Genomic DNA, 10,487 nt, shown 5'->3' with positions numbered 1-10,487 from the left:
GACTACCTGGCCGAGGAGGATCTCCAAGAGTTCCTCGACGCCGACTGGGAGATCCTCTCGCACATGCACTACCACCGACCGGTTGGGCAGCGAGCGCTCACCGAAGACGTCGAAGAGGGAGATACCGAACTCGAGGTCGTCTCCACGTTCCACGGGCGGTTCGAGGGAGATCCGCTCGAAGTGGTCGACGACGACGGCAATGCCATCCGTGTGACGGTCGAGGGTCGCGACGTTGGCGACGACGTCATCTACATCAAAGAACCGGCCTCGGAATCGATTTCCGCGGACGCAGATGGCCGCGTTCGGTTCCCCGAGTCGTTCCTTCGAGAGAAACTGCGCACATCCAAGGAAGAACTGCAAGAACTCGGCGGTCAAGCGCGCGGTTTCATTGCTCCATTCGGTGTCTACGACGAGTGGGCCGCCGATCTGGTTTCCGATTACTACGAAGCCTGTGGGAATGGACGGCTCGGCACCGGCATCAACGTCGACGTCGAGCCGTACTGGGTAAATCGCACACAGTACGATGACCTCTCTGCGGAGGAACTCGATAGCCTCGCCGAAGAGGCCGCCGAGGAAGACGCCATCCTCGTCCTCGGTTCCCACTCGTGGGAGGAGGACCTCACCGAGTCGAAGATCCGCGAGGCCATCAACGCCGCTCGGGACCACGGACTCGAGATCACGACGCTTCACGAGGCGCTCGTCTCGGCCGGCGCGGTCGAGGGGTCGGACGGGGCGGACGAGGAGTCGCCGGACGAGACGGACGAGGAGTCACCGGACAAGTCGGACGAAGAGTCGTCGGACGAGTCGGATGAAGAGTCGTCGGACGAGTCGGATGAAGAGTCGTCGGACGAGTCGGATGAAGAGTCGTCGGACGAGTCGGATGAAGAGTCGTCGGACGAGTCGGATGAAGAGTCGTCGGACGAGGGGACGCGAGAGGAGTCGCCGGAAGAGCCGAAGTCCTGTTAGGCGTCGTAAGCGTCGCAGGGGCGGGCACTGTGCCCGTGTTCGGTCTCGTCGGCGACCGTATCAGTTCCCGGTTCTTCCGCGAGATGGCCCTCCCGGATGCGTTGTGAACGAGATCAGGGACGGTCCTGTCGCGTCTCGTCTTCGGCCTCGGCGACGTCCTCCAGCGCCCGTTCGTCGTTGTACTCGTTCTGTGTTCGGCCGTCGGCCTTGCCCGTGAGTTCGTTGTACAGCGCCTCGCGGACCTCCTCGGAGGAGTCGAACTCGTCGTAGTCGGTCATGCGGTCGAAGACGCTGCCGAGCGACTCGGTCTCGTTGGTGAGGTCCAGCGGTTGGTCGGCGTACTCGGTGGCGAGCTCCTCCGTCGTCACCGGGAACTTCTGGTCGCGGAGCAGCGCTTCGGTTTCGTCGAGGACGTGTTCGACCTGTCCGGCGCGGGCGCTCTTCCGGGACTCCGCACGGTCCGTGACGCTGTCGTGTTCCTCGGCGTTGTCGACGCTCGGGGCGGTGGCGTCGTGGTCCTCGGTCATGCCCGGAGATTCGACTGCGAATCGTAAGGATGTGGTGGCCCAGGGTCTCGGTACGACCGGCGTGCATCCAGCCGTCGCTGTCGGGGAGAGAAGTCGGAGTACGGCCTTGAGAGTGTGTTCAGGCCAGTCGAGCGAACGCGAGCGTGCCGCTGACGTTCTCGATGTAGATGTTCACCACGTCGCCTTCCTGTGCGCCGGGGACGAAGATGGTGTACTTGCCCTTCTCGGCGACACCGTCGCCCTTGCGGCCGGTGCCGGTGATCTTGACCTCGTAGGTCTTGCCCTCTTCGACGTCCGGCGCGTTCGTGCGTTGGCTGGAACGCTTGCGCTTTGCGACCGGACGGAAGGCACCACACGCCTCGCACCGGAGCATCTGGTTGCGGTTCTCCATGACGAGTCGCGTGTCGGGGAGGCCACACTCCGAACAGATGACGTACTCCTCGATGTAGCTGCTGATGGCGGCGTCGAAGTCCTGTGCCGTGAAACTCCCGTTGTACCGCGCACGGCCGTCTGAGTACTGCCCGGCGGTCCCCAGTTCGCGCTGGATGGCGGAGTGGAGATGTTCGGGGTCGCGCGACAGTGCGTCGGCGATCGACGAGAGGTTGGTCAGTCGGGTGAACGCCCCGTCTTTCTGCACTTGCGGGTCGGGGACCGAGAGACGCTCGTCGGACCCACCAAGGTCCGGTACGGCGTCGAGAGCCCGGTCGAGACTGGCTTGATAGTCCATAGAGGTTGGTGGAGAAGGACACGTATAGGCGTTCCGAGAGAACGACTCTCGATTCCCCTCGAACTCCACTTCCCGAAGAAATTCAAGATATATTGAAAGTAAACCTTCCAAGAACATATAATCTGGAATATGTAAAATAGACCACAAAAAGTATATTCATCCAGACGACATGTCATTCTATGCTAACTCGACGGTCTGCGATGAAGGCCGGAGCGGCGGTCGCGACGCTCAGTGCCCTCCCCCCTTCGATTCGTGCTCTCTCGACAGACGAAGCGAGTGGATCGTGCGTGTTCATCTACGACGACGGACACGATACGGATCTCACGAAGACGTTGCCTGTCCACCGGGAACTCGACGCACCCGCTTGCCTGGCCACAGTGTCAGGCTATCTTAGCCCGACTGGAGACTACCTCTCCGAAGACGACATTCAAGAGTTCCTTGACGCGGATTGGGAGATCCTCTCGCATACAGACTACCACCGCCCTGTCGGGCAGATCCCGCTCACCGACGACGTCGAAGAGGGCGACACAAAACTCGAGGTTAGGTCATCGTTCCACGGTCGGATTGGCGGCGACCCGCTGGAAGTGGTCGACGACGACGGCAACGCGATCCGAGTGGTCGTCGACGACCGCGACGACGGCGTCATCACGCTGGAAGAACCCGCCCCCGGCCCGGTCTCCGCGAGCGCGGACGGGCGGGTCCGGTTCCCGGCGGAGTTTACGCGCGAGAAACTACGAGAGTCGAAGGAAGAGCTTCGGGAGATCGGCGGTCAAGCGCGCGGTTTCGTCGCTCCGTTCGGCGTCTACGACGAGTGGGCCGCCCAGCTGGTCGCCGAGGAGTTCGAGGCCTGTGGGAACGGACGGTTCGGTAACGGCATCAACGAGGACGTGCGTCCGTACTGGATGAGACGCATCCAGTACGAGGAGATGTCGTTCGAGGAACTCGACGAACTCGCCGCGGAGGCCGCAGAGAGGAACGCCATCCTCGTTCTCGGCTCTCACTCCTGGGACGAGAATCTCACGGAGTCTGACATCGAAAACGCCGTCGAGGCCGCCCGAGACAACGGGCTAGCGATCCGGACGCTCCACGACGCGCTCGTCGCCGCCGGCGCCGTCGAAGACTCGTCGGAAGAGGACGACGAATCCGAGGAGACGCCGACCGAGACTCCTGAGGAGACACCGACCGAGACTCCTGAGGAGACACCGACCGAGACCCCTGAGGAGACACCGACCGAGACTCCTGAGGAGACACCGACCGAGACTCCTGAGGAGACACCGACCGAGACCCCTGAGGAGACACCGACCGAGACCCCTGAGGAGACACCGACCGAGACCCCTGAGGAGACACCGACCGAGACCCCTGAGGAGACACCGACCGAGACCCCTGAGGAGACACCGACCGAGACCCCTGAGGAGACACCGACCGAGACCCCTGAGGAGACACCGACCGAGACCCCTGAGGAGACGCCGACCGAGACCCCCGAGGAGGACGACTCTTCGTCCGAACCACCGGACGAGTCCGGAGAGGACGACGAACCCGAGGAGACTCCCACGCAGACTCCGACGGCGACGCCGGAGCCGCCGTCGACGGCGCCGCCAGCACCGTCCGATGCGGACGACTCGTCTCCGCCACCGGACTCCTCCGAGCGGTCGGAGCCGCCGGACGCACCGAAACCCGAAGAGACGGCGACGCCCACTCCGACGACCACAGTCACGCCGACGCCGTCCCCGAAACCCTCGTCGGCGGAGACGCCGCCACCCGAGACGGCGACGCCGACTGCAACACCGACGTCGACGGAAGGCTCGTCGGACACCGGCTCCGAGGCCACGCCGGCTGGCACGCCGAAACCCACGACGACCTCTCGGCGGCCCAACTCGTCGGGTCGGATCCCCCTCCTCAGCGACCTGTTCGACTGGCTCGCCAAGCTGTTGTCGCTCTGATCGAGCCACACGGGGCCGTCCCGCGTTCGCGCACCCACGCGTAGAAAGAGAGATAGAACCGAAGTCGGTTCCGTTACCAGCGCTGGTGGACGTGTTCTCGAACGTAGTCGTCGTAGACGTCGGCGACCCGCTGGTACTGATCGGCCGACAACGGGGGGAGGTCCGCGGCAGCCACGTTCGCTTCGATGTGTTCGGGTGACGTCGACCCCGGGATGACGGTGCTCACGGCGTCGAACGAGAGGATCCACCGGAGCGTGAACTGCGCCATCGACGTCCCCTCGGGGATCGCCGGCCGGAGGGCGGCGACGGCGTCGAGTCCAGCCTCGAGGGGGACGCCTGCGAACGTCTCGCCGACGTCGAACGCTTCACCCTCGCGGTTGTAGTTGCGGTGGTCGTTCTCCGGGAACTCGGTGTCGCGATCGATCTGTCCGGTCAGGAGTCCCGAGGCCAACGGCACGCGGACGACGACGCCGACGTCGCGGCGGTTCGCTTCACGGAAGAACAGTTCGGAGGGTCGCTGTCGGAACGGGTTGAAGATGATCTGGACCGTCTCGACGCCGGGATACTCAATGGCTTTCAACCCTTCCTCGACCTTCTCGACACTGACGCCGTAAGCGTCGAGTTTGCCGGCCGCTTTCAGGTCGTCGAGCGCCTCGAACGTCTCTGGCTGGTAGTACACCGCCGTCGGCGGGCAGTGCAGTTGAAGGAGATCCAGCGAGTCGACGCCGAGGTTCTCTCGACTCCGGTCGACGAACCGCTCGAGGTGCTGGCGGTCGTACCCCTCGGGTTCGTGGGGGTCGAGTCGCCGACCGGCCTTCGTGGCAACCGTCACGTCGTCGTACGCGCCGCGCTCCTCGAGCACCTCTCCGATGTTGCGCTCGCTCTTGCCGTCGCCGTAGACGTCGGCAGTGTCGAGGAAGTCGACACCGGCGTCGAGTGCGGTCCGAACGGCCTCGCGACCGTCTTCGTCGCTCACGTCCCCCCAGTCGCTGCCGATGTTCCAGGTGCCGAGTCCGACTTCGGTGACGCGGTAGCCCGTCGTACCGAGTGTTCGTCTGTCCATGCCCTCCCTTCGGGACGGCTACGTGTAAGTCTCCGTGAACCGGTCGGTCGCGCTTCGACTCGTCTGCGCGAATCGGTCCGAAGAGACGTTACACTACTCACGCTGTTCGCAAGAGAGATCCGTTCTCCCTGGTTTGAACGGAGCAACACATCTCTGCTCGCCTCGTGACGCTCGACTGCGCGGACTGTGACTTGCAGGCTCAAAATCGAGTCGAGAAGGCTCTTATATTCGACGCCGCTCGCTGCGCTCACGGATGTTGAAGTTCAGTCCGCTCTCCCCGATTTGAATCCACTCGCTTCCGTTCGCTCGCGGTGCTCGCTCGCCTCCCGCTCCCTATTCAAACCGGATCGAGTTCGCACGAACGCTTCGCGCGGTTCACTCGCTTCGCTCGTTCACGTTGCGCCGAGAGAATCGAGTCCGCTCTCCCCGATTTGAACGGGGGGCAAGCCGATCTACAGTCGGCTGCTCTGCCAGGCTGAGCTAAGAGCGGTCACTGCCACCTTCCGGACACTGCAGTTTAACCATTACTGTTCGAGGCGCTCGTGCACCACGTGACCGCCCGACATGAAGCAAGATTGAAATAGCCCCGCTCGAATTTGCCTGACGAACGATGAGCAAGATAACGTTCCGCGCGGACGACGACCTCGTCGAGCGATTAGAGGCGCTCGACGCCTCGAAGAGCGAGGTCATGCGCGAGGCGCTTCGTGCGTATCTCGACGGCGCGGGACGACGCGAGTCCGCATCGGACACCGATCAGTCGGTGGACGACGTGCTCGCGGCGCGAGTCGACGACCTCATCGAAGCGCGACTCGACGACGCACTCGGCCGACGGACGCGTCGGACGGACGGCCTCTCTGTCACCGTCACTGTCGACGACGTCGCGTCGAGCGACACCACGGCAGTTCGAGAGCTAGAATCGGGAGACGGCGTCCGTAAGACGCCGACGGACGAGACTCCAGACGGCGCCACGGACCGAGCGACGAACTGTGGGCAGTGCGGCGAGTCGATCGACGCCGACCACGTCTACTGTCCGAACTGTGGCGAGAAATCCTCGCACCGCACGTTCTGTGAGTGCGGCGACGAGCTCCGTTCCGACTGGGCGTTCTGCCCGAGCTGTGGTCGTCGGACGCCAGCCGCCGACGTGCTCGACCGACGGTAGAGGGTCTGAGAGTCCTGTATACGGTGCCCCCTCTCCGATGTCTTACAGACCGTCGGTACTTTTATAAACTGTGCCTCTGTGCATACTGTCGCGTAAGACGGTTGTCTTACACCGCCTGCCGCGGGGTGGGATTCGTACTCCCGTCGTGCGGTTTTGGTGTGTATGACGTCCGCACGGGCCGCGCGCCCACCGTCTTACCGGGGGAATACAAGCATGGAGCGTGTGACACTACGAATTCCGAAGCAGCAGATAGAAGAGGTCGAACAGATGGTCGAAACGGGTCAGTTCCCGAATCGAAGCGAAGCGATCCGGTCGGCGGTTCGCGAGATGCTCAACGAGCAGGGCGAGAGCCGTGACTCGGGCAAGAAGAAGACCACCAAGCGCAGCTGGGCGAGGGTGTAACGATGCAAGACATCGTCCAGGATGCACTGGATAACGCGGAAGCGGAACAGCGCGAGATGGCGTCGGACGAGGACGACGAGTTCGGCGAGCCGCGCATCGTCATCGTGGGAGCAGGCGGTGCCGGGAACAACACCATCAACCGCCTGTACAACATCGGCGTCGATGGTGCAGACACTGTCGCCATCAACACCGACAAACAGCACCTCAAGATGATCGAGGCCGATACGAAGATCCTCGTCGGCAAGTCGCTGACGCAGGGACTGGGTGCCGGTGGCGACCCCTCGATGGGTGAGCGCGCGACGGAGATGGCCCAGGGAACGATCAAGGAGGTTCTCGGCAACGCCGACCTCGTGTTCGTCACCGCGGGTATGGGTGGCGGCACCGGCACGGGCGCCGCACCCGTCGTCGCGAAGATCGCCAAAGAACAGGGTGCGATCGTCGTCGGGATGGTCTCGACGCCGTTCAACGTCGAGCGTGCCCGGACGGTCAAAGCAGAGGAGGGACTGGAGAAGCTCCGCAACGAAGCGGACTCCATCATCGTCCTCGACAACAACCGACTTCTCGACTACGTCCCGAATCTCCCGATCGGCAAGGCGTTCTCGGTGATGGATCAGATCATCGCCGAGACGGTCAAGGGGATCTCCGAGACGATCACCCAGCCTTCGCTCATCAACCTCGACTACGCCGACATGTCCACCATCATGAACCAGGGCGGCGTCGCGGTGATGCTCGTCGGCGAGACACAGGACAAAAACAAGACCCAGGAAGTGGTCAACGACGCGATGAACCACCCGCTTCTCGACGTCGACTACCGGGGTGCCTCCGGTGGTCTCGTCCACATCACGGGTGGGCCCGACCTCACGCTCAAGGAGGCCGAGGGCATCGCGGACAACATCACCGAACGCCTCGAAGCGAGCGCAAACGTCATCTGGGGCGCGCGCATCCACGAGGAGTACAAGGGGAAGGTCCGCGTCATGGCCATCATGACCGGCGTCCAGAGCGCGCAGGTGCTCGGCCCGACGACGCAGAAGCAGGCCGACAAGTCGCGCGCGAGTATCGACGGACAGGCTTCGGAGTTCGACTCGAAACAGCGTTCGGGCGAGGCGTGGCAGTCTGACGGCGGTCGCGACGAGGTCGAGAAGAACAACGGTCTCGACGTCATCCGCTAACCCACCCGACACCCAACCTCTCGAACTACCGTCTCGCTTTCTTCGCTCTCCGATCGACGACCGACCAGCGACGGCCGTCGCCTTCGTCGTTCGGACGTCGTCTTCCGTATGACCGACTCCGACACCGTCGACACTTACCAGTCGGTCGCCGAGGAGTATCGTCACCAGAACCGCGACCGATCGGTCGTCGAGCATCTGGTCGAGCGATTTCTCACTGCACTCGAAGACGTGACCGACGAACGACCCGCTCGCGTCGCCAACGTCGGCTGTGGTCCGGGGTGGGAGTCGGCCACGTTCGCTGCGGCCGGCCACGACGTCGTCGCCGTCGATCTGACGCCCGCCTTCCTCCGACTCGCTTGGGAGGAGGCCCCCGACGCCGACGTCGCCCGGATGGATATGTGGACGCTCGGCCTCGCGAACGACCGCTTCGACGGACTGTGGGTGTGCGCGTCGTTCATCCACGTCCCCCGCGAGGACGCACCGGAGACGTTGGCTGAGTTCCATCGCGTGCTCCGGGGAGGAGGTGTACTCCTGTTCTCGGTGCAGGTCGGCACGGGCGAGCGGGTCGGCGGCCCGTACGACGGCGACACGCGCCGGTTCACGCTGTATCGGCCCGACGAACTGCGGGAACTGATCGAGACTGTCGGCTTCGAGGTTCAGTCACTCGCCGTCGACGACGAGCGGTGGGTTCGACTGGTGGCGCGGGCGTGACGCTCTCTACCGCTGATCGAGGCGAGCGCCTCGGCGCTTGTCTCCGAAGTACGTCACACCGCCTCGATCGCCTCGACGAGCTTGCATTTCCGACAGACGTCCCGCGCCGTCGTCGACCCGCAGCGCTCGCACTCGTTGAGTTCGACGCCCTCCTCGTCGCCGCGATACCGCTCGGTGGCTAGCTGTGCCAGTTCCTCGTAGCCGGCCATGATGGAGTGACGCGTCCCGGGGTGGTCCTCCTCCAACTCGAGCATCAGTTCCTGGATCTCGCCCCGAAACGCCTCGCTGGCGTGGGGACACTCGGTGATGTGGGCGGGGAGGTCTTTCAGATGTGCGTAGAGCGCGACCTCTTTCTCGGGGACGTCCCGCAGCGGTTTCGCCCGCGGGACGAACTCCTCCTGTTCGTTTCGGTCGTCGAAGCCGCCGATGCTGGCGTCGAAGTGTTTGGCGATCTGCTTGACGTCGCCTTCGAGGAAGTTCATCAGCGCCGTCTCCGCCTCGTCGTCGAGGTTGTGTCCCGTCAACAGTTTGTCGGCACCGTACTCGTCGGCGAAGCGCTCGAGCAGGTCGCGACGGAACACGCCGCAGTAGGCACAGGGGGCCATCTCCATCGGGTCCTTCTCGGCGACGTCGTCCATTCGGACGCCCAACTCGTCCTCGTAGGTGACGAGTTCGTGGCGCATCTCGAGGTCGGTTGCCAACTCGACGCAGGCGTCGACGCTCTCGTCGCGGTAGCCCTCGATACCCTCGTGGATCGTGAGGGCGATCATCTCGATGCGAGGGTCCTTCCCGAACGTCTCGTCGAGGATGTGGGTGAGCACGACGCTGTCTTTCCCGCCGGAGAGGCCGATGACCCACGTCTCGGGGTCCTCGGGTGTGGCGTCGGACGGGAGCATACTGTCCTCGCGGATGCGGCGGCGGACGCGTTTGTCGACCGAGGCGCAGAAGTGGTTCTCACAGAGATGTGCCCCGGAGTAGCCCGCGTGCATCACCGCGTCGCGGTCGCACTTGTCGCACTCCATTACCGGCCTCTTGCCGACCGGCGGCCATGACCGTTTCGTCTCGGCTACCTCAGCCTCTCCGTCGAGGAGGATGTCGTCTCGGTGCATCTCGTGAGGAAACCGTTTTGCGCGACGAGCGGCAAGAGGGCGGCAATGGACCGAACCGCCGCCCTCGACCGCGTCGAGGCTATCGTCGACGCCGTCGACTCCGAGACGATGCCCGTCCCCGTCCGAGAGGTGTGGGTGTACGGCGACGTCGCGCTCGGCCTCGACCCGATCGACCGGTTGGACGTCTATCTGACCAAAGATATGCTCCTTCGCGGCGACGGCAGCGACGAGCAGGAACGCTACTTCGAGGAGGAGTACGGCGTAAAGGGCGTCGGAAAGAGCGTCTCCGCCGAATGGGCCGAGCAGTATCCCGAACGGCTGCGCGCCAACGACAGCGGTCACGCCGCCCCCGAGAAGTGTCTCGCCGCCCATCTCGTCGACGGCGACGACCCGATCCACCTCGAAGTCTGTAACGCGAGTTTCGACGACAACGTCACCCAGCGACTGCGCGGGGCGATGGCCCGCGACGCCTACGAACAGATCCTCGACCCGCGCGGCGTCTGTCTGTGGGTCGACGGCACCTACGCCGAGGAGACGATGGCGAAGCTCCGCGGCGGGGAACTCCCGTTCCCGACGCTCTCGGGGTCGCTGGAGATGCTCGGTCTCGACGAGGAGACGGCCCAAGAGGCCGCCAGCGCGATGGAGCAACATCGCGCCGAACAGACCGGGTCGACCGTCCGCGGCGACGTCGTCTGACAGACGCGACCGCACGCG

10 protein-coding genes, 1 tRNA gene and 1 pseudogene are annotated in these 10,487 nt (G+C 64.2%); 7 read left to right on the top strand and 5 right to left on the bottom strand.

Going from position 1 to position 10,487, the window contains the following annotated elements; translation table 11 throughout:
• Positions 1 to 966, top strand: a pseudogene (locus BSG17_RS26805) (hypothetical protein); the annotation flags it as partial.
• A gap of 113 nt (positions 967 to 1,079) precedes the next feature.
• On the opposite strand, the gene BSG17_RS05955 reads toward BSG17_RS26805, so the two are convergent.
• A complete protein-coding gene (locus BSG17_RS05955) occupies positions 1,080 to 1,493 on the bottom strand; it encodes a DUF5789 family protein (protein ID WP_089821964.1) in 414 nt (137 codons plus the stop codon).
• Positions 1,494 to 1,611: 118 nt separating this feature from the next.
• Positions 1,612 to 2,220, bottom strand: a complete 609-nt coding sequence (locus BSG17_RS05950; RefSeq protein ID WP_089821962.1) for a translation initiation factor IF-2 subunit beta — start codon at positions 2,218 to 2,220, stop codon at positions 1,612 to 1,614.
• A 179-nt stretch (positions 2,221 to 2,399) separates the two neighbouring features.
• Here BSG17_RS05950 and BSG17_RS05945 point away from each other — a divergent pair, with 179 nt between their 5' ends.
• Complete coding sequence (locus tag BSG17_RS05945; RefSeq protein WP_170864721.1) at positions 2,400 to 4,160, top strand: polysaccharide deacetylase family protein; 1,761 nt, start codon at positions 2,400 to 2,402, stop codon at positions 4,158 to 4,160.
• 73 nt (positions 4,161 to 4,233) lie between these two features.
• Here the strand turns inward: BSG17_RS05945 and BSG17_RS05940 are convergent, their stop codons facing one another.
• Both BSG17_RS05940 and BSG17_RS05935 read right to left on the bottom strand, forming a co-directional pair.
• Complete coding sequence (locus BSG17_RS05940; protein WP_089821958.1) at positions 4,234 to 5,223, bottom strand: aldo/keto reductase; 990 nt, start codon at positions 5,221 to 5,223, stop codon at positions 4,234 to 4,236.
• Positions 5,224 to 5,639: 416 nt separating this feature from the next.
• Positions 5,640 to 5,713: transfer RNA gene (locus tag BSG17_RS05935), tRNA-Tyr, on the bottom strand.
• A 120-nt stretch (positions 5,714 to 5,833) separates the two neighbouring features.
• Here BSG17_RS05935 and BSG17_RS05930 point away from each other — a divergent pair.
• From BSG17_RS05930 to BSG17_RS05915, 4 genes are all read left to right on the top strand, one after another.
• A complete protein-coding gene (locus BSG17_RS05930; RefSeq protein ID WP_089821955.1) occupies positions 5,834 to 6,382 on the top strand; it encodes a double zinc ribbon domain-containing protein in 549 nt (182 codons plus the stop codon).
• A gap of 213 nt (positions 6,383 to 6,595) precedes the next feature.
• Positions 6,596 to 6,784, top strand: coding sequence for a ribbon-helix-helix domain-containing protein (locus BSG17_RS05925; protein WP_089821953.1), 189 nt, complete (start codon positions 6,596 to 6,598; stop codon positions 6,782 to 6,784).
• Between the two features lie 2 nt (positions 6,785 to 6,786).
• On the top strand, positions 6,787 to 7,953 hold the full coding sequence (gene ftsZ / locus BSG17_RS05920; protein ID WP_089821951.1) for a cell division protein FtsZ: 1,167 nt from the start codon (positions 6,787 to 6,789) through the stop codon (positions 7,951 to 7,953).
• A 108-nt stretch (positions 7,954 to 8,061) separates the two neighbouring features.
• Complete coding sequence (locus BSG17_RS05915) at positions 8,062 to 8,664, top strand: class I SAM-dependent DNA methyltransferase (protein WP_089821949.1); 603 nt, start codon at positions 8,062 to 8,064, stop codon at positions 8,662 to 8,664.
• A gap of 53 nt (positions 8,665 to 8,717) precedes the next feature.
• Here the strand turns inward: BSG17_RS05915 and ncsA are convergent, their stop codons facing one another.
• On the bottom strand, positions 8,718 to 9,686 hold the full coding sequence (gene ncsA / locus BSG17_RS05910; protein ID WP_089822036.1) for a tRNA 2-thiolation protein NcsA: 969 nt from the start codon (positions 9,684 to 9,686) through the stop codon (positions 8,718 to 8,720).
• A gap of 132 nt (positions 9,687 to 9,818) precedes the next feature.
• Between ncsA and BSG17_RS05905 the strand changes: the two genes are divergently transcribed.
• Positions 9,819 to 10,469 carry a DUF7095 family protein gene (locus BSG17_RS05905; protein WP_089821947.1) on the top strand — a complete coding sequence of 217 codons (651 nt, stop codon included), beginning with the start codon at positions 9,819 to 9,821 and terminating at the stop codon, positions 10,467 to 10,469.
• The last annotated feature ends 18 nt before the right edge of the window (positions 10,470 to 10,487 follow it).

Origin of the sequence: Halogranum amylolyticum, assembly GCF_900110465.1 — an archaeon.
In the GTDB taxonomy this organism is placed as follows: Archaea; Halobacteriota; Halobacteria; order Halobacteriales; family Haloferacaceae; genus Halogranum; species Halogranum amylolyticum.
The sequence above is the reverse complement of the archived record's forward strand: the minus strand, read 5'-3'. Positions and strand labels throughout refer to the sequence as shown.

Excerpts from the sequence above, each read along its gene's own strand:
- BSG17_RS05955 (WP_089821964.1), bottom strand. The coding sequence starts at position 1,493 with ATGACCGAGGACCACGACGCCACCGCCCCGAGCGTCGACAACGCCGAG.
- BSG17_RS05950 (WP_089821962.1), bottom strand. The coding sequence starts at position 2,220 with ATGGACTATCAAGCCAGTCTCGACCGGGCTCTCGACGCCGTACCGGAC.
- BSG17_RS05945 (WP_170864721.1), top strand. The coding sequence starts at position 2,400 with ATGCTAACTCGACGGTCTGCGATGAAGGCCGGAGCGGCGGTCGCGACG.
- BSG17_RS05940 (WP_089821958.1), bottom strand. The coding sequence starts at position 5,223 with ATGGACAGACGAACACTCGGTACGACGGGCTACCGCGTCACCGAAGTC.
- BSG17_RS05930 (WP_089821955.1), top strand. The coding sequence starts at position 5,834 with ATGAGCAAGATAACGTTCCGCGCGGACGACGACCTCGTCGAGCGATTA.
- BSG17_RS05925 (WP_089821953.1), top strand. The coding sequence starts at position 6,596 with ATGGAGCGTGTGACACTACGAATTCCGAAGCAGCAGATAGAAGAGGTC.
- ftsZ (WP_089821951.1), top strand. The coding sequence starts at position 6,787 with ATGCAAGACATCGTCCAGGATGCACTGGATAACGCGGAAGCGGAACAG.
- BSG17_RS05915 (WP_089821949.1), top strand. The coding sequence starts at position 8,062 with ATGACCGACTCCGACACCGTCGACACTTACCAGTCGGTCGCCGAGGAG.
- ncsA (WP_089822036.1), bottom strand. The coding sequence starts at position 9,686 with ATGGAGTGCGACAAGTGCGACCGCGACGCGGTGATGCACGCGGGCTAC.
- BSG17_RS05905 (WP_089821947.1), top strand. The coding sequence starts at position 9,819 with ATGGACCGAACCGCCGCCCTCGACCGCGTCGAGGCTATCGTCGACGCC.